Source organism: Bradyrhizobium sp. USDA 4451 (genome assembly GCF_054822585.1).
This window is the reverse complement of sequence record NZ_JBTRCH010000001.1, coordinates 6596372-6614415: the sequence shown is the minus strand read 5'-3', so window position 1 is coordinate 6614415 and position 18044 is coordinate 6596372. Positions and strand designations below refer to the sequence as shown.

General features: G+C 65.3%; 12 protein-coding genes and 2 pseudogenes. 5 read left to right on the top strand and 9 right to left on the bottom strand.

Going from position 1 to position 18044, the window contains the following annotated elements:
• Nucleotides 1-58: 58 nt before the first annotated feature.
• The 3 genes and pseudogenes from ACVMB0_RS30900 to ACVMB0_RS30890 all read right to left on the bottom strand — a co-directional run bounded on the left by ACVMB0_RS30900 (nt 59) and on the right by ACVMB0_RS30890 (nt 3882).
• Complete coding sequence (locus ACVMB0_RS30900) at nt 59-619, bottom strand: GNAT family N-acetyltransferase (protein WP_461348629.1); 561 nt, start codon at nt 617-619, stop codon at nt 59-61.
• Nucleotides 620-637: 18 nt separating this feature from the next.
• Nucleotides 638-2996 (bottom strand): annotated as a pseudogene (locus tag ACVMB0_RS30895) (Orn/Lys/Arg family decarboxylase).
• A gap of 271 nt (nt 2997-3267) precedes the next feature.
• Nucleotides 3268-3882, bottom strand: a complete 615-nt coding sequence (locus ACVMB0_RS30890; protein WP_461348628.1) for a tetratricopeptide repeat protein — start codon at nt 3880-3882, stop codon at nt 3268-3270.
• 236 nt (nt 3883-4118) lie between these two features.
• On the opposite strand from ACVMB0_RS30890, the gene ACVMB0_RS30885 reads away from it, so the two are divergent.
• Nucleotides 4119-4520 (top strand): ester cyclase, encoded by a 402-nt coding sequence (locus ACVMB0_RS30885; protein ID WP_461348627.1) that lies wholly within the window; start codon nt 4119-4121, stop codon nt 4518-4520.
• Between the two features lie 61 nt (nt 4521-4581).
• Here ACVMB0_RS30885 and ACVMB0_RS30880 read toward each other — a convergent pair whose 3' ends face one another.
• The 3 genes and pseudogenes from ACVMB0_RS30880 to ACVMB0_RS30870 form a co-directional block, all read right to left on the bottom strand.
• Nucleotides 4582-5211 carry a phytanoyl-CoA dioxygenase family protein gene (locus tag ACVMB0_RS30880; RefSeq protein ID WP_461348626.1) on the bottom strand — a complete coding sequence of 210 codons (630 nt, stop codon included), beginning with the start codon at nt 5209-5211 and terminating at the stop codon, nt 4582-4584.
• Nucleotides 5212-5666: 455 nt separating this feature from the next.
• The gene (locus tag ACVMB0_RS30875; protein WP_461348625.1) at nt 5667-7400 is read right to left on the bottom strand and encodes an adenylate/guanylate cyclase domain-containing protein; all 1734 of its coding nucleotides are present in this window, start codon (nt 7398-7400) and stop codon (nt 5667-5669) included.
• A gap of 129 nt (nt 7401-7529) precedes the next feature.
• Nucleotides 7530-8085: pseudogene (locus tag ACVMB0_RS30870) on the bottom strand (PAS domain-containing protein).
• A gap of 491 nt (nt 8086-8576) precedes the next feature.
• Here ACVMB0_RS30870 and ACVMB0_RS30865 point away from each other — a divergent pair.
• Nucleotides 8577-9374: a rhomboid family intramembrane serine protease gene (locus ACVMB0_RS30865; RefSeq protein WP_461348624.1), complete on the top strand. Its 798-nt coding sequence runs from the start codon at nt 8577-8579 to the stop codon at nt 9372-9374.
• Between the two features lie 190 nt (nt 9375-9564).
• Nucleotides 9565-9993 carry a CBS domain-containing protein gene (locus tag ACVMB0_RS30860; RefSeq protein WP_456754063.1) on the top strand — a complete coding sequence of 143 codons (429 nt, stop codon included), beginning with the start codon at nt 9565-9567 and terminating at the stop codon, nt 9991-9993.
• Nucleotide 9994: 1 nt separating this feature from the next.
• On the opposite strand, the gene ACVMB0_RS30855 is transcribed toward ACVMB0_RS30860, so the two are convergent.
• Entirely contained in the window at nt 9995-11041 is a 1047-nt protein-coding gene (locus ACVMB0_RS30855) for a patatin-like phospholipase family protein (RefSeq protein WP_456754064.1), read from the bottom strand.
• A 278-nt stretch (nt 11042-11319) separates the two neighbouring features.
• Between ACVMB0_RS30855 and ACVMB0_RS30850 the strand changes: the two genes are divergently transcribed.
• Nucleotides 11320-12390 carry a hypothetical protein gene (locus ACVMB0_RS30850; protein WP_456797915.1) on the top strand — a complete coding sequence of 357 codons (1071 nt, stop codon included), beginning with the start codon at nt 11320-11322 and terminating at the stop codon, nt 12388-12390.
• Nucleotides 12391-12567: 177 nt separating this feature from the next.
• On the top strand, nt 12568-15048 hold the full coding sequence (locus ACVMB0_RS30845; RefSeq protein ID WP_461348623.1) for a putative bifunctional diguanylate cyclase/phosphodiesterase: 2481 nt from the start codon (nt 12568-12570) through the stop codon (nt 15046-15048).
• A 78-nt stretch (nt 15049-15126) separates the two neighbouring features.
• On the opposite strand, the gene ACVMB0_RS30840 is transcribed toward ACVMB0_RS30845, so the two are convergent.
• Together ACVMB0_RS30840 and thrS are read right to left on the bottom strand one after the other, a co-directional pair.
• Complete coding sequence (locus tag ACVMB0_RS30840; RefSeq protein ID WP_456754067.1) at nt 15127-15690, bottom strand: nitroreductase family protein; 564 nt, start codon at nt 15688-15690, stop codon at nt 15127-15129.
• 84 nt (nt 15691-15774) lie between these two features.
• Nucleotides 15775-17823 (bottom strand): threonine--tRNA ligase, encoded by a 2049-nt coding sequence (gene thrS / locus ACVMB0_RS30835; RefSeq protein ID WP_461348622.1) that lies wholly within the window; start codon nt 17821-17823, stop codon nt 15775-15777.
• Nucleotides 17824-18044 lie beyond the last annotated feature (221 nt).

Genomic DNA, 18044 nt, shown 5'->3' with positions numbered 1-18044 from the left:
GCGTATGGGTCCTGGCTTTTCGCCGGGACGACGATTGAAAAAGCGCCTACGCCCCCCATCACCGCCGCGACAGCGGTGCGGGCGGTGGCGGGGCGGTCGAGCCGGCGGCGAGCGAGCGTTGCACCATCACGGTGTCGGACCAGCGGCCGTAGCGATAGGCGACACCCGGCAAATGACCGACGCGGGCGAAGCCGAAGCGGTCATGCAACGCGAGCGAGGCCGCATTGTCGCTGTCGATATAGCCGATCATCTGGCGGAAGCCGGCGGCGGCGCAGGTGTCGACCAATTCCTGCAACAGCTTGCCGCCGACGCCCTGGCCGGTGAAGCGGTGGTGAATATAGATCGAATGCTTCACCGTGTAGCGATAGGCCGGGCGCTTGCGGAACTGGACCACATAGGCGTAGCCGACCACTTCGCCGTCGCAAACCGCGACGAGGTGGGGCAGGCGGGTGCTGCGCAGGTTCTTGCGGCGGTCGCGCAGATCGTCGGGCTCCGGCGTGCCGCTGTCGTCCACGCTCTCCTCGATGCCGTGGCGGATATGGTGGCGGTAAATCGACAGCATGGCATCGACGTCGCTGTCGCGCGAGGCGCGGACGGTGATCTTGTGATCATTCTCCATTGCGTTGCGTCCGTTCGTCTATTCGGACACTACATAGGTGTAGAAGCGGACGCGGCCGGATTCATCGATCTCCTTGTAGATGCCCTGCACCTCGACCTCGAAGCCGGGGAAGGCGTTGAAGCTCGACTCGAACATCCTGAGGTAATCGATCATCGGCTTGCTGCGTTCCGACAGCCGCTCGCCGGGCACGATGGTGGCGATCCCCTGGCGGATAGACCACGAACGGCGTCGCGGCGATGCGGCCGAAGATCTGGTCGATCGGCAGATAGTCGACGTCGTTTCGGATCAGGTATTGCGCCGCCTGGCGCGGCGACATCGCGATCTCGGGCAGATGTTCGGGCAGGAATTGCTTGGCCTGCAGCATGCTGACGCCGCCGTCGCGGAAGAAGCGATGCATGTCGCCGCAGAGATCGCGCAGCCGCACCCCGGTGTAACGTTGCGGACGGCGGCGGAAGAATTCCGGGATGACGTCCTCGACCAGCGCATTGTCGTCGTGCAGCTTCTTGAAGGCCACGAGGCCGGACACCAGCGTGCCAGCCTTGCTGGCCTCGACACCGGGCGTCAAAAGGAACAGCAGGGAGTTGAGGTCGTGCTTCTCGGCAACGATCTGGTTCTCGCGCAGATATTGCGCCACCACCGGCGCGGGGATGCCGTGATCGGCATAGGCGCCGGTGGCGTGGTCGAAGCCCGGCGTCAGCAGAGTGAGCTTGTTCGGGTCGGTCATCGCGAAACCATCCGTCAGCTCGGGGAAGCCGTGCCAGGTTTCGCCCGGACTGAGCTGCCAGTAGGACGGATTGGTCGCGAGCTGATCGGTCGAGATCGTCTCCCAGGCGACGTTGTGGACGCCGCCTTCGCGGGCGACATCGGGAATCTTCACCCGGTCCGGCACGAACGGCTCGAAGAACCAGCGCCGTTCCGCGCGCGTCTCCTTCTCCTCGAACTCGCGCTTCACCGCGCGGATCTTCTTGCGCAGCTCGATGCCGAGCCGGATCGTGTCGTCCCACAGCACCTCGCCGGAGCGCCCCTTCATCATCTGCGCGCCGACGTCGAGCGAGGCGAAGATCGGATAGAACGGCGAGGTCGAGGCGTGCTGCATGAAGCTTTCGTTGAAGCGGCGGTGCTCGACCCGACGCTTCTGGCCCTTGATGTGGCGGTCGCGGATGTGGATCTGCGAGGCCTGCGAGAAGCTCGCGAGCTGCTTGTGGGTCGACTGGGTGGCGATGATGCCGGGCGCCTCGGGGCCGAGATTGGCGAGCCCCATCGCGAAGCGGCCGGCATAGATCGGGTGGAATTTCATGAAGCCGGCCCAGGCCTCGTCGAACAGGATGTAGTCGCAGAGATGGCCGATCCGCTTCAGGATCATCTCGGCCGAGTGGATGGTGCCGTCATAGGTGCACTGCTCGACCACCGCGACGCGGAACGGGCGCTCCTTCTTCCAGGCATTCTCGTCCTTGACCAGCGGGTGCTTGCGGATGTGGTCGCGCAGCGTGCCCTCATCGAGCAGGTCCCAGCGCATCGGGCCGATCAGGCCCCAGGCGTTGCGCACGGTCGGCACATAGACCGGGACGCCGCCGCCGATCAAAAGCGCGCCGTGATGGGCGGCCTTGTGGTTGTTGCGGTCGAACAGCACGATGTCGCCGTCGGTGACCAGCGATCCCAGCGCGACCTTGTTGGAGGTCGAGGTGCCGTTGAGCACGAAATAGGTCTTCTCGGCGCCGAAGATCCGCGCCGCTTCCTTCTGCGCCTTCAGTGCCGGCCCCTCATGGGTGAGCAGGTCGCCGAGATCGAGCACGGAGTTATCGAGGTCGTCGCGGAACACGGCTTCGCCGAGATGCTCGACGAACACCCGGCCGATCGGGCTGCGGCTGTAGAACACGCCGCCATTGTGGCCCGGACAGGTCCAGAGCTGGTTGCCTTCCTCGGCGTAGTCGACCAGCGCGCCGAAGAACGGCGTCTTCAGGTTCTCAGCATACTGCTTGAGCCTGGAGATCAGGTTCTTGGCGATGAAGGGCGGGGTCTCCTCGGACAGGAACACGTAGCCGTCGATGAAATCCAGCACCTCGACCGGCAGGTCCTCGAACCGCTTGCGGCGGATCAGCAGGATGATCGGGAAGTCGAGGCCGCGCCGGCGCATCAGGTTGATCAGGGCCGCGGTCTTGCCCTCAAGACCCTTCTTGCCCCAGTCGACCACCATGCAGCCGATCGCGGCATCGGTCTGCACCGCGATTTCGGCATCTTCCAGCTTGCGGGCGCGCACCACCTCGAAGCCGGAGCGCTCGATCTCGGTGATGATCTGGTTGAATCGGATGCCTTCGAGGTCGTCGGCCTCGAAAACCGGCGCTGCAAACAGGAAGTTGAAGCGTTTGAAATAGTCCATGCGTGTCCCCGAACTGGTCCGGCGCTGACGTGTCGGCACAATTCATGACAAACAGATGACAATGGGAGGCGCAGGATATCGAATTGGTTTTTCGGCGCCTCGTCGCTCAGGGCGCGGCCGCCGCGCTCATGCCGGTCGAAGCGGCAAAGACCCCCCGCAAAAGCGGACGTGCGACCAGCGCGGCTCAAGGGCAGCCCCCGGATGAGCGACAGCGACGTCCGGGGTCGTTCCTCCCGCACGTCGCTCCGCTCATGCGGGCAACCCGACGCGCTCAATAGACGAGAGTCGTGCCCGGCGGCTTCTCGAGCGCCGCCGCCAGCGTTCGATACTCCTCGCAGTCTGTGCCGCAGATCTCGGCGATCCGGCCCAGGTGATACTGCGCAGCATCGCGGTTGCCCTGTTCGATCTGCCAGAGGCCGTAGTAGTTCCAGGTCAGCACGTGGTTCGGGTCGGCCTTCAGCGCGCGCTCGTACCAGACTTGCGACTGCTTGTAGTCGCCGAGCTTCCGATAGGAATAGCCGATCAGATTGGCGACGTTCGGATGATCGTCGTTGCCGAGCGCGTGCAACTGATCGATCGCGGCGGCGTAGTCGTTGCGTTCGTAGATCGTCGCATAGGCCGCGCGATAGCCCTCGCGGAACGCCGGGTCGTCGAAGCTCGATTGCTTGGCGGGCTTCTTGACCCGGTGCGTGGTCTTTCTGCCCTTCTCCTGGGGATAGGCCGGCGCGGGAGTGCTGTAGCTCGACCCGTAGAGCTCTCCGCCGCCTGCGCCGCCGCCGCCACCACCACCGCCGCCGGCGGCGAGGGTGGTGTGCGGTGGGAACAGGACGATCGGTGCCGTCAGAATTGACGCAAGCGTTGCCAGCTTCATCGGCGACTTGATCATGCGCACCTCCCGATTCGACGTGAATAGTCGCTGGTCTGAAGCACTAACTCCCGATCGCGAGAGACATTCCGCGCGTTCTGAAAAATTGTTGCCGGTGCGGCAATCGCCCTGTCGCTTCCGGACCTCGCGCTTGCATGCCGGCCGAGCATCGAACAGCGGATTCGAAACTAACATCGGTGTTAGAATGTACCCGACCTCAACGGCTATCTGGACACGCCGCGCGACAAGGACGATCGATGATGAAGAAGGACCTCGCCGAGATCTACCGAAGCTACATTGCCTGTCTCAATCGGCAGGATTGGCCGCGGCTCGGTCAGTTCGTCGGCGACGACGTGTGCCACAACGGCCGGCGGATCGGCTTGTCCGGCTATCGCGCGATGCTGGAGCAGGATTTTTCCGACATCCCGGACCTGCGCTTCAACGTCGCGCTGCTGATCGCTGATGTGTCCCATGTCGCGAGCAGGCTGGCGTTCGACTGTTCGCCGAAGGCGACGTTCCTCGGTCTCAACGTCAACGGCAGACGCGTCGCCTTTGCCGAGAACGTGTTCTACCAATTCCGCGATGGCAAGATCGTGGAAGTATGGTCGGTGATCGACAAGGCGGCAATCGAGGCGCAATTGGCGCGAGCCTGCGGATGACCGGCCGCAGCCCGGATTGTCAACGGGTCGATCGAACGCGCGGCGGCGTCCAGCAGCGCGGTCACAGGTCGCTATAGGTCGGCGCCGGCGGAAGGATGCGGGCGACAAGCGGCAAGGCGTTTCTCCACAGCACGCAGTCCCGCTGGCGCGCGGGGAGCTCTTTCGCGAGTTGATGGATTTGCGCGCGGGAGATCATGCTCCGCTCGCAACGAAATGGTCGCAGCGGCACGCGCCCGATATAGTTCAAGAAGATCGCGTAGCGGTCGCGCCTGATCGCCGGCATCCCGCGGTGGTAGAATGACGCGGTGTCGGAGAATATGACAGTGCCGCGTTTTCCGGTGCACGTGACAACGTCACGAGCCATGTCGAAATCGGGCAGGGCTTCTTCCAACTGGTGCTGGGTCAACTCCGGAAACCTCCCGCTGGGCAAATGGTCGTACGCGGGAATCCGGCGCCGCAAGACCTGGAAGGGGCCGTTGCCTTCGTCCACGTCGTGAATGTAGACGGCAATCTTGAGCATTCGACGATCTTCGCCGTCGCGATGCCAGAGACGGACGCCGTTCTCGCGTCCGTCGGCAAGCGTGAAAAAGATGTTGATGCCGTCGTAACCGACCGGCACGCCGAGATAGTTCTCGGCAATGTCGAGCAGCCGACCATGGAGTCCCCAGTGGTAGATTTGGCGATGAGCCATAATGGCGTCTGCTCCGGCCTGAAAGGATCGCCGGAGGGGCAAATGTGCTCAAGCGCGTCGGCCTGTTGCAGGAAATGCTCCGTACCCGGAAGGTTCAATTGCTCCAGTGACGTGACGAAAACGCCGCTGGTCCTCAGTCCCTCGACAATTGCCTGGTCGTTCCCGCCGATCGCAGGGACATGTCGCGCGTATTGCTGCTTTGTCTTTTCGTAGCTGGCGTCGAGGCGGGAAGCGACCTGTGGTAACGCGACGATGCGGCAACCGAGACCTGCCGGCACTTCAAGAACCTTGTTCACGCTGGAATTCAGGACACGCCGGAAATAGCTCATTTGCACGTGACGCCGTGGAAAGTCCGGAGATGATACCGTTCGCTTTCCGGTAGCGGAAGCCGGAAAAATATTTCTAAGATTGCACGGTTGCGTGAATTGCGCGGCGATATCCGGCTTTGGTTGCCGCTATTTGCGTTCCAGATGCCAAGCGCCGTCCCAATCGGCCGGCGGCGGATTGAGGCGGAAATCCCGGACGCGTGCCTGCATCGCCAGCGACGGTCCGTCGCCCGGCACGGCGGCCAGCGCGGCGGAGAAGGCTTGGTCGGCGTCGTCCCAGCGCTGCGCGCGATAGGCGGCGAGACCGTCCGCGTAGTGCTGCCGCAACTCGGCCTGCGCCGGCGTCAGCTCGTCCTTCTTGCCGATGATCTCGAACACGGCGACCGGCTGGGTCTGGCCGACCACGACGAGGCGGTCGATCTCGCGCAGCTCGATGGTCGCGGTGCAGGCCGCGGCGGTGGCGTCCGAGATCAGGCTGCGGCTGCCGTAGAACTTGTTGGCGCCTTCCAGCCGCGAGGCGAGGTTCACGGTGTCGCCCAGCACGGTGTAACTCATCATGAATTCGGAACCGATGCTGCCAACCAGCGCCTCGCCGGTCGCGATCCCGATCCGGATGTCGCAGTCGGCGGGGATCGCGCGCACGCCGAGCAATTCGGGCAGATCCTTGCGCAGCTTGTTGACCTGGCCGACCATGTCGATGGCGGCAAGCGCCGCCAGATGGGTCTGCTCGGCCTCCTCGACGAAGGGGGCACCCCAATAGGCCATGATGGCATCGCCGATATATTTGTCGATGATGCCGCGATGCGCATGGACCGGCGCCGACATGGTCGACAGATAGAGGTTCATGATCTTGACGAGGCCGCTCGGGGTCACGCCTTCGCTCAGGTGGGTGAAGCCCTTCATGTCGCAGAACATCACCGTCATGACGCGGCGCTGGCCTTCGGTGGCGGCGATCGCCGGCTGCTCGAGCAGGCCCTCGGCGATCCGCGGATTGATGTAGCGGCCGAAGGTCTCGCGGATGCGCTGGTTGTGGCGCAGCGTCTCGATCATGCGGTTGAAAGCGGCCGAGAGCTGGCCGATCTCGTCCTGGGTCGTGATGGCGATGGCGCCATCGAGGCGCCCGGCCTCGACCTCGCGGGTGCTCTCGAGCAGGCGCATCACCGGACGGGTGATGCCGCTGCCGACCAGCATCGCGAACACGAAGCCGAGGATCGCGGCAATCGCGGTGACGACGCCGGAGATGATGATCGCCCGCTGCTGGGCGCTCATCACCTTGGCAGCGGCAGATGCGACCTGCGCCAGCATGTCGCTGCGGATGCTCTCGATCCGGTTGTTGAAATCGTCGCGCAGCGCGTCGGCGCGGAGCGTGGTCGCTTTCGCGGCCGCGAACTCCTGGGCATCGAGTTGCTCGAGCAGCGTCTTGTTCTCTGCGTTGAGGCGCATCAGCAGGTCGTTGACGGCATTGTCGATGCGGTCATCGAGACGTCCGAGCGCAGCATTGTCTGATGGCGTCGAGGGATCGGCGATGATCGCATCGATCAGCACGCGCGCGGCGTCGGCCTCGCGCTTGATGGTCGGCTCGATCTCGTCGAACGTCCTGCGCGCCGCCGCGTAGCCGCCGTCCTCGCCCGGCGCCTGCATCTTCGCCATCATCATCCGGCGCATCGCCAGCGACCGCTCCAGCGAGCGGATGTTGACGCGGGCGAGGTGGCCGTAGGCGGGGATGTAGCGGTTGGTGAGCTCGTCGAGGAGATGGCCGACCTGGCCCGCCATCACCATGGACAGCAGCGAGGTGATCACCGCGAGGACGATCAGTCCCGCGGCGATGCCGACGATCTTCTGCCTGATCGAATTCCGAAACATGCCGAGCCCCGCCGCAGCTGCAATGAGCGGGTCACTCCCGCTGTGGCGGCCCAACAGCTAATAGAGTTCCACAGCGCGCGGCGCAAGCGACCGGTCCACGCCATTCCGCCGGCGGGCGGGTGGTGGCGGTCAGCGCAGCCCTTCGTAGACCATCAGGCCGCGCGCGATCGCGAGCTTGCGCAGGGTCCGCGGCACAAACCGCTCCTGGGGATGCAGGTAGCGCCACGAGGTCAGTACCAAATCGTGCAGCCTCGTGACGTCCTCCTCGAACGGGGCGAGCAGGGCCGGTCAGGCTTGCCGGCATATGGACGCGGGCAGTGAACGGCAGCAGCAGCAATTCAAGATGCGCCTTGGCGCCGGCCTCGGTCGTGGCGGTGATGCCGGCGATGGCCGGCAGGGTCTCTTCGACGACGCAGGTGATGATGTCCTCGATCTCGCCGCGGCTCTCGCCGCCGAACAGCGCCGAAAAGCTCTGGTTCTTGAGGTCGCAGCCGAGCAGGGCGGAGGTGCGGGTGCCGGCAACGCGGAACGGGAAGCGGGTCTCGCCGTCATAGGACAGCACGAAGATGTCGGACAGCAGCTCGCGCACCGCGGACGGCTCGAACTCACTCCGGTCAGGTGCGCGTGCGGTACCGCGCTTCGCATTCCAATAAGCGAAGTATTCGCGGCTGGAGCTGTGCTTCATCTAATGAACCTTGCCCGGCACCTGTCTCGGCGGGACACATCTGTCCCGGTTTTGCTCAGGCGCCTTCCCTTCTCTGTTGTGCAGGGAAGGCTGTGCAGCGTCCATGCCGTGGCCGCGGTTTGGGCGGCTTATCGGCAGCTTTGTGTTGTTAACGTAAATTTAACTATGTCCTTGGCGTAGGCGGAACCTGCGCGTAGGGTCCGCGCGTTCCCGTTCGCTGGCTGCCCCAAGCGCCGGCGTGGTTGGTACACAGGCGGCGTCAAACAGTTTGGTCACCGTGCGGGGAGGGGTGGGGATGGTCTCCCGATCCCTCCGGGGCACGACAAGGCCAGCCGAGCAGGGAGGGTGTTCTCAGCACCCTCCCTTTTCTTTTGTTTCTATTCCAGTATCGCGGCGACAGCCGGTGTCCGATTTCGGGATTGTGCACTTGCACAGGGGTGTGAAAGCCGCCTATCTCTGGTTTCACAGCCGCATTCGAGGTCGCCGACCCCTTGGACTCCCATCCCGAATCCCCGCTCGCGCCGCCGCCAGAGGCGCCGCGTGAGCCGATCCTGACCCTGCCGCCGGCGCTCACCGCCTACATCCTGCTGATCGCGGTGATCCATCTGCGGGTGCTGCTGCCGCCGGAGCTGGAGAACTGGACCATCGACGTGTTCGGCTTCATCCCGAAGCGCTACGATTCGACGCTGCTCGACATCACCTTCCCGGGCGGGGACGGAGCCAAGGTCTGGAGCTTCGTCACCTATTCGCTGCTGCATGCCAACCTCACCCATATCGGCTTCAATGTGCTGTGGCTGCTGCCGTTCGGCAGCGCGCTGGCGCGGCGCTTCGGCGCGGTGCGCTTCTTCGTCTTCATGGCGGTGACGGCGGCGGCCGGCGCGCTCGCGCATCTGTTGACCCATGAGCACGCGATCGCGCCGATGATCGGCGCATCGGCGTCGGTGTCTGGGACGATGGCGGCGGCGATGCGCTTCGCCTTCGTCAAGGGCAGCTTCCTGTCGTTCAACCGCGGCGATGCCGAGGCGGCGGCCAGGGTGCCTGCGCTGTCGCTGTGGCGGGCGCTGCGCAACGGTCGGGTGCTCGCCTTCCTGGCGATCTGGTTCGGCGTCAACATCCTGTTCGGCGCCACGTCGCTGTCGCTCGGAGGTGAGGACACGGTCGTCGCCTGGCAGGCCCATATCGGCGGCTTCCTCGCCGGGCTGTTGCTGTTCTCGCTGTTCGATCCGATCCCGCGCGCGCGAGACGATGCTGCAGATGCGTCGTCGGTGGATCAGTCCGGCCGCGTCTGATCGCCGCTTGCGGCTCGGATCGAATTCCTCCATCATCTTTGCGACGCAGAAACAAAGCGGGCTTGCACATCGAGCCCAGCTACTGCCGCGCCCCCGGAACCGAAATCGGCGCGGAACTGTTGATTGAAGACTCTGGCGAACAGGCGCGATCCCGTCGAAGCGGGGCGCGAGCGGATTCAGGGAGGCGACAATGACGGTACGTTCCATTCTCGATGCAAAGGGCCATCAGGTCATGAGCGTCGCGCCCGACGCGAAGCTGTCGGCCGCGGTCAAGCTGCTCGGCGAGCGCAAGATCGGCGCGGTGCTGGTGATGGAGCAGGGCCGGATGGAAGGCATCCTGTCCGAGCGCGACATCGTCCGCGTGCTCGCGGAGCGGGGCGCGGGCGCGCTGGACGAGCCGGTGAGCGCGGTCATGACCAGGAAGGTCGTGAGCTGCCGCCAGTCCGATACGGTCAGCGGCATCATGGAGATGATGACGACAGGCAAGTTCCGCCATCTCCCGGTGGTCGAGGACGGCAAGGTGGTCGGGCTGATCTCGATCGGCGACATCGTCAAGAGCCGCGTGCAGGAATATGAGCGCGAGCAGGAAGCGCTGCGCGACTACATCAAGACCGCCTGAACTATTTCCCGGTGCTGCCCGCGCCGCTCGACGGCGGGGCCAGGATGTCGATCGCTTCCTCGATCGCGCCGATGGCGCGTTCGGCGGCGCGGATGCCGTGTGCGATCAGGTCGTCGGCGCGGTGGAAGTCGAACCAGCCGATCTGCCCGACCCGCGGCGAAATCAGCATGTCAGGCGGATCGCCGGCGAGGCGCGCGCGGGTGATGCGGTCCTGCATGATGTTGAAGGCGTCGACCATGACGCTGGAGATGCCGGGCCGGGTGGCGCTGCCGAAAAACTCCCGCTTCACGGTGCGTTCGGCCGAGAAGAACCGGCCAAAGCGGCGCTTCGGCGGCTCCGCCTCCAGCTCTGCCTCGGCGGTCACCGCGACCGTGACCTCCGGCGTCGGCACCGCGCCGTGATTGTAGATCGTGGTCGAATGCGCGAACACGTCGCTGGAGAGGTTCGCCGCAATGACGATCTCTGCGCCGAGCGCGCGTGCGGCCGAGACCGGCACCGGGTTGACCAGCGCGCCGTCGACCAGCCAGCGATCGCCGATCAGCACCGGCGCGAAGATGCCGGGCAGGGCGTAGGAGGCGCGCATGGCATCGACCAGGGGACCTTGGGTCAACCAGATCTCGTGGCCCGTGCGCACCTCGGTCGCGACGCTCGCGAACTTGACCGGGAGATCCTCGATCATGGATTTTCCCAGCGCCGCCTCGATCTCGGCGGCCAGCTTGGCGCCGCCGATCAGGCCGGAGCCGTTGAGGCGGATGTCGAGATAGCCGAGCACGCTGCGCGGCTGCAGGCCGCGGGCCCATTTCTCCAGCGTTTCGATATGGCCGGCCGCATAGGCGCCGCCGACCACCGAGCCGATCGAGGTGCCGACGACCACATTGGGGACGATGCCATGGGCGAGCAGGGTCTTGATGATACCGATATGGGCAAAGCCGCGCGCGGCGCCGCCGCCGAGCGCGAGCCCGATCACCGGTCGGCGAACCGATCCCAGTCCGACCTTGTCGGGGCCGTCGGAGCTCTTGTGGCCTCGGCCCATCCAGCTATCCAACACGACAAATCTCCTGCCAGCGCGAGACTAGGCGGCGCGGCTTGGCTGCGCCAGCGTCGTCCATCTTCATGGTTATTCCCCAGAGGCATGATTCATGCCCCGGTGGTCCGCGGTAGGCAGGGAATGTGACTGGACCGCGACGCCAAGGCTGGCCCAAGGCTAACATTGGCTTGATCGGGCGGTTCCAAACCAGGGCGTGCGCCGGCAGGACCGTGACAAACCCTTGGACGCTCCCCGGACGAAGGCTTGAATTTGCCGCGTTTTCGTTGAAAAGCATGGTGATGACTTCGAGGGGCAACGGCATCGGCGGATGCGGGCGGGGCATGCGGCTTCGTCCGCTATTGGCGCTTGCGGCATTTTTGCTCGCCATGATCCCTGCTTCCGTATCGGCGCAGTTCTTCAGCGACCGGCCGCCCCCGATCCCGCCGGCTTCGGTGCCGGAGGTACCGACCGGCCCGGCGCTCAACCTGGCGCCGCCGTCCGGGGCCGGTTCGGGGCCGGTTCTGCCCGGTCCGCTGAGCCAGCCGACCATCGTCCAGCCCTCGATTGCGACCGTGCCGCCGGTGACCCCGCCGGCCGGATCCCCGACCGCAGGCCAGGCGGTGCTGGCGCTGACGGCGCGGTACGGCAAGGACCTGCCGGTCATCAATGCCGGGTTGGTCTGGCGGGTGTTCGCCGACAAGCCTGACGACAACGGCACCTACAAGCTGATCCGCGAGGAGCGCGGGGCGACGCCCAACCTCGTGCTGCCGCCCGGCAACTACGTGGTCCATGTCGCGCTCGGCCTCGTCAGCGCGGTGCGCGCCGTCAGCCTGAAGTCGGAGACCGATCGCGAGTCCTTTGTGCTGCCGGCCGGAGGCCTGCGGATCGAAGGCCGGGTCGGCTCGAGCAAGATCCCGGCCAACCAGATTTCGTTCGCGATCTACAAGGGCAGCCAGTTCGACGGCTCGGACCGCGGCCCATTGGTGCCCAACGTGTCCGCCGGCGACGTCGCGCTGCTGCCGGAGGGCACCTACTACATCGTCTCCAACTATGGCGATGCCAACTCGGTGGTGCGCTCCGACATCCGCGTCGCGGCGGGCAAGCTGACCGACGTCACCGTCACCCATCGCGCCGCGGTCATCACGCTCAAGCTGGTCAGCGAGAAGGGCGGCGAGGCGCTCGCCAACACCGCGTGGTCGGTGATCACGCCGGGCGGCGACGTAATCAAGGAATCGATCGGCGCGTTCCCGCGCGTCGTGCTGTCCGAAGGCGAGTATCGTGCGATCGCCAAGAACGAGGGCAAGGTGTTCGAGCGTCCGTTCAACGTCGTCAACGGCGTCGACGGCGAAGTCGAGGTCGTGGCGCGCTGAGGTCCGGCCGGGTTGCATTTCATGCAACCGTCATAGTCTCTAACGCCAACTAACCATCGCGCAAAGTTGAGCCGTCATAATCGCTCGCGATGACGCGCGGCCTCACTATTTTTTACATGGCATTAAGCGGCGGCATGACTTGGATGCCACGGGGACTACGTTTGCGTGGGGCGCGCCATGGTCATGGCCAACAACAAATCAAAGACATCGGCCAAGTTCAATTCAGAGATGTTCGCCGACGTTCCGGTGCTGCAACGCAAGTGGCAGGCCGCGGTTCGTCCCGGCGAGAAGCTGCCGCACTATGAGGACGTGATGCTCGGCAGCCTCGGCCGGCTCGCGGATCACATCGTGTTGTTGCGCGACGTCGATGGTGTGCTGTGCGCGTCCCATACCGGCCGCTACGTCCAGACCTGGCTGAACGACGAACGCTGGGACATTCCGCTCAGCGCGCTGCCGCCGGACTGCGCCACCGCGCTGAGCGAAGCCGCCGCAAACGCGCGCGCGAACTGCCGGCCCTATCTCGCGTCGGCGCATTGCGTGCGCGATGGCCTGGTGCGGACCTTCGACGTGCTGGCGCTGCCGACGCGGTCGCGCTGGGGCGGTATCCTGGTCGGCGTCTATGTCAACGAGCGCAATGCGCAGTACAATCTTCTCGATACGATCTTCTCGGCCACCGACGAAGGCGTGCTGTCGCTCGCCGCGATCCGCGACGCGCAGGGCGAGCCGGCCGACTTTCAGGTCGTGCATCTCAACCAGGGCGCCGCAAGGCTGCTGATGCAGCCGGCGACCGAATTGCTGTGGCGCAGGCTCAGCGCCGGCGGCAATCCGCTGGCGGCGCCTGTGGTGATGGACCGTCTGCGCGGATTTGTCGGCAGCGGGCCCGGCGGGCAGTTCGAGATCGACAGCGGCGATCGCTGCCTGCGGCTCGGCGTCACGGCGTTCGGCGACATGCTGTCGCTCACGGTCTCCGACGTCACCGCGCTGAAGCAGCGCGAGGTGTCGTTCCGCCTGCTGTTCGAGAACAACCCGATGCCGATGTGGGTGTTCGACGCCGGCACGATGGAATTCCTCAGCGTCAACGACGCGGCCGTCCAGCACTATGGCTACAGCCGGGAGAGATTTCTCGGCATGACGCTGCGCGAGATCTGGCCGGTGGACGAGTGGAGCGTGCACAGCGCCGCACTGCGCGAAATCGGCGACGTCTATCAATCGAGCCGCGATTGGCGGCACATCAGGGCCGACGGTACCGAGATCCATGTGCTGACCTTCGGACGCAAGGTGGCGTTCGAGGGGCGCGACGGCTATCTGGTCGCGGTGGTCGACATCACCGAGCGCCGCGCCGCCGAAGCGCGGATCGCGCATATGGCGCACCATGACGGCCTCACCAATTTGCCGAACCGCGACTTCTACCAGCAGCGCCTCGGCGAGGCGCTGGAGCGCGGCCGCTCCGGCAACAAGCGCGTCGCTGTGATGTGCATCGACCTCGACCTGTTCAAGAACGTCAACGACTCCTTCGGGCATCCGATGGGCGACCGGCTGCTCAAGCTGGTGGCGGAGCGGCTGCGTGAGGCGGTTCGCGACGACAATGTGGCGGCGCGGCTCGGCGGCGACGAGTTCGCGATCGTGCTGGCCGCCGACGTTTCGCCGAACGAGGCCAGCACCTTCGCCGAACGGCTGATCGATGCCCTGAGCGCACCCTACAGCATCGACGGGCTCGAAGTCGTGGTCGGCGCCAGCATCGGGATCGCACTGTCGCCGGGCGACGGCACGAGCTCGGAAGAACTGATGCGCAATGCCGATATGGCACTGTACCGCGCCAAGGCCGAGGGCGGCGGCGTGCACCACTTCTTCGAACCGGAGATGGATCAGCAAGCGCAGAAGCGCCGCGACATGGAGCGCGACCTGCGCGCGGCGTTCAACAACGGCGAATTCGAGCTGCACTACCAGCCGCTGGTGGACATCGCGGCCGACCGCATCTCGGGCTTCGAGTCATTGCTGCGCTGGCGGCATCCGCAGAAGGGCATGGTCTCGCCCGCGGAGTTCATCCCGGTTGCCGAAGACATCGGCCTGATCGTAACCCTCGGCGAGTGGGTGCTGCGCGAGGCCTGCGCCGAGGCGATGAAGTGGCCGGCCGACGTCAAGGTCGCAGTCAACCTGTCGCCGGTCCAGTTCCGCAGCCGCAATCTGGTCCAGGCCGTGATCTCGGCACTGGCGCATTCCGGCCTGCCGGCGCGCCGGCTCGAGCTCGAGATCACCGAATCGGTGTTTCTCGCCGAGACCGAAGCCAACCTCGCGATCCTGCATCAGCTGCGCGAGCTCGGCGTCAGCATCTCGATGGACGATTTCGGCACCGGCTATTCCTCGCTGAGCTATCTGCGCAGCTTCCCGTTCGACAAGATCAAGATCGACCGCTCCTTCGTCAAGGACCTGGCGCAGCGCTCCGACTGCGTCGCGATCGTGCGCGCGATCTCCGGCCTCGGCCGCAGCCTCAAGATCACCACGACCGCGGAAGGCGTCGAGACGACGGATCAGCTCGACTGGCTGCGCGCCGAAGGCTGCAACGAGGTGCAGGGATTTCTGTTCAGCGCCGCGAGGCCCGGACACGAGATCGCGGCCTTGTTGACCCGATTTGCGGAGCGCGCGTCGAAGGCGGCATAGCTGCGCGATGACGGCTTCGTAGCCCGGGTGAGCGGCGACACCCGGGAACGAGGGTCCCGCTACAAGGTCGCGCCCAGTCTAAAACCGCGTCACGATATCCGACAGCGCCGGGCGCGGGCGGTCCTCGCTCGGCTTGGTCGGCCGGCCGATGTGGATCAGCCCGGCAAGCTTCTCGTCCGGCTTGAGACCGAGACCGTCGAGCACGTCGCGGTCGAAGGCGAACCAGCCGGTCAGCCAGCAGGCGCCGTAGCCGAGCGCGGTGGCTGCGGTGACGATGTTCATCGCGCTCGCACCGGCCGACAATTCCTGCTCCCACGGCGGCACCTTGGGGTGCGGCTTGGTGAAGGAGACCACGCCGATCACCAGCGGCGCGTCGGTCAGGCGCTTTTTCTCGACCTCGATATCGGAGGCCGGCGCGCCCGGGTTCTTGCGGGCGAAGACTCTTGCGATCACGTCGCCGGCGCGTGCGCGGGCATCGCCCTCGAACACGATGAAGCGCCAGGGCGCGAGCTTGCCGTGATCGGGCACGCGCGCGCCGATCGTCAGGATGGTCTCGAGCTCGGCCGCGGACGGGCCCGGGCCGGTCATCTCGCGCGGTTTCATCGAGCGGCGTGTCTTCAGGAGTTCAATGGCATCGGGCACGGAAATGTCCTTCAAGGGGAGTCGTGCCCCCAAGATGGGGGCACGAACAAGCCTGCGAAAGCCAGTTTAGACCGATTATGAAGATCAGGCGGCGGATCGGGCCTGCTTCACGTCCGGCGGCGTCGCTTCATCCACCAGCGCGGCGATCGCCTCACTGGTCGGCATCACGGTCTGGCGCTCGCTGCCGAGGCGGCGGACCGAGACCGAATGGGTCTCGGCTTCCTTCTTGCCGACGACGAGCAGGGCCGGGATCTTGGCCAGCGAATGCTCGCGGACCTTGTAGTTGATCTTCTCGTTGCGCAGGTCGATCTCGACCCGCAGGCCGGCGCGGCGCGCCGCCGCCGCCACCACTTTGGCGTATTCGTCGCCTTCGGAGGTGATGGTCGTGACCACGACCTGCGTCGGCGCCAGCCAGAGCGGGAAGTTGCCGGCATAGTGCTCGATCAGGATGCCGATGAAGCGCTCCATCGAGCCGCAAATCGCGCGATGCACCATGACCGGTGCCTTCTTCGAGCCGTCGTGATCGATGTAGAACGCGCCGAACCGCTCCGGCAGGTTGAAGTCGACCTGGGTGGTGCCGCACTGCCAGTCGCGGCCGATCGCGTCGCGCAGCACATATTCGAACTTCGGCCCGTAGAACGCGCCTTCGCCGGGATTGATCTCGGTCCGGATCCGGTTGCTGCCCTTGGCCTTGATCTCCGACAGCACGGTGGCCATCACGCGCTCGGCGTGATCCCACATCTCGTCGGTGCCGACCCGCTTCTCCGGACGCGTCGAGAGCTTGACCGTGAGCTCGCCATCGAAGCCGAAATCGGCGTAGGTCGACAGGATCAGATCGTTGATCTTGAGACACTCCTCGGCGAGCTGCTGTTCGGTGCAGAACACATGGGCGTCGTCCTGGGTGAAGCCGCGCACCCGCATCAGGCCGTGCATCGCACCCGACGGCTCGTAGCGATGCACGACGCCGAACTCGGCGAGCCGCAGCGGCAGATCGCGGTAGCTTTTCAGCCCGTGCTTGAAGATCTGGACATGGCCCGGGCAGTTCATCGGTTTCAGCGCAAACCAGCGCTTGTCCTCGGCCTCGTCGCCGGCGGATTGCGCCGCGAACATGTTCTCGCGGTACCAGTCCCAGTGGCCCGAGGTCTCCCACAGCACCTTGTCGAGGATCTGCGGGGCGTTGACCTCGTTGTAGTCGCCGAGCAGCCGGCGCCGCATATAGGCGATCAGCTGCTGGAAGATGGTCCAGCCCTTCGGATGCCAGAACACCACGCCGGGGCCTTCCTCCTGGAAGTGGAACAGGTCGAGCTCGCGGCCGAGCTTGCGGTGGTCGCGCTTCTCGGCCTCCTCGATCTGCCTGAGATAGGCGTCGAGGTCTTCCTGCTTGGCGAACGCCGTGCCGTAGATGCGGGTCAGCATCGGATTGTTGGAATCGCCGCGCCAGTAGGCGCCGGCCACCTTCATCAGCTTGAAGGCGTTGCCGACCTTGCCGGTCGAGGTCATGTGCGGCCCGCGGCAGAGATCGAACCAGTCGCCCTGGAAGTAGATCTTGATCGGCTCGTTGCCGGGAATCGCGTCGACCAGCTCGACCTTGAAGGCCTCGCCCTTGTCGCGGAACACCTGTTTTGTTTTTTCGCGATCCCAAACCTCTTTCGTAAAGGGCTTGTCGCGCGCGATGATCTCGCGCATCCGCTTCTCGATCGCGGCGAAATCTTCCGGAGTGAACGGCTCGTTGCGGAAGAAGTCGTAGTAGAAGCCGTTCTCGATCACCGGACCGATCGTGACCTGGGTGCCCGGCCACAGCGACTGCACGGCCTCCGCCAGCACATGCGCGGCATCGTGCCGGATCAGTTCCAACGCGCGCGGGTCTTCGCGGCCGATCAGTTCGATTTTGGCGTCGGCTTCGATCGGGTCGTTGAGGTCGGCGAGCGTGCCGTCGAGCGCCATCGCGACGGTGCGCTTGGCGAGCGAGGGCGAAATGCCCTTGGCGATGTCGAGGCCGGTGGTCCCTTTCGGGAAATCGCGCCTCGCTCCATCAGGGAAGGTGAGGGCGATCTTGTTCACAGGTTCTGCGGGCTTGAGGTTAGAGAGGCTGTATTGGAATCCGGATTCGGATTTGGGTGGCGTATCGGCCATGATGTCTCCTGTAGCTCACTCCTGCGAACGAGCGCAGGTAAGCGGAAAGCAGCGGTATAGCAGGGGATTTGACGCCTGCAATCCGGCAATATCAAGAAAATGGGCCGCCGGCCGCGCGGAATCGAGGCGGCTCGCCTGCATCCGGGGCCGGCGAGCGTTGCGACGCTGCCGATCATCGTCTAACGTCCGGCGTCCATTTTCCGCCATCGCGCGATCCGCAA

What these genes read in the sequence shown, in the direction of transcription:
- ACVMB0_RS30860 (WP_456754063.1), top strand. Translation starts at nt 9,565, where the DNA reads ATGACGGTACGTTCCATTCTCGATGCAAAGGGCCATCAGGTCATGAGC.
- ACVMB0_RS30850 (WP_456797915.1), top strand. Translation starts at nt 11,320, where the DNA reads ATGACTTCGAGGGGCAACGGCATCGGCGGATGCGGGCGGGGCATGCGG.
- thrS (WP_461348622.1), bottom strand. Translation starts at nt 17,823, where the DNA reads ATGGCCGATACGCCACCCAAATCCGAATCCGGATTCCAATACAGCCTC.
- ACVMB0_RS30890 (WP_461348628.1), bottom strand. Translation starts at nt 3,882, where the DNA reads ATGATCAAGTCGCCGATGAAGCTGGCAACGCTTGCGTCAATTCTGACG.
- ACVMB0_RS30880 (WP_461348626.1), bottom strand. Translation starts at nt 5,211, where the DNA reads ATGGCTCATCGCCAAATCTACCACTGGGGACTCCATGGTCGGCTGCTC.
- ACVMB0_RS30900 (WP_461348629.1), bottom strand. Translation starts at nt 619, where the DNA reads ATGGAGAATGATCACAAGATCACCGTCCGCGCCTCGCGCGACAGCGAC.
- ACVMB0_RS30885 (WP_461348627.1), top strand. Translation starts at nt 4,119, where the DNA reads ATGATGAAGAAGGACCTCGCCGAGATCTACCGAAGCTACATTGCCTGT.
- ACVMB0_RS30845 (WP_461348623.1), top strand. Translation starts at nt 12,568, where the DNA reads ATGGTCATGGCCAACAACAAATCAAAGACATCGGCCAAGTTCAATTCA.
- ACVMB0_RS30875 (WP_461348625.1), bottom strand. Translation starts at nt 7,400, where the DNA reads ATGTTTCGGAATTCGATCAGGCAGAAGATCGTCGGCATCGCCGCGGGA.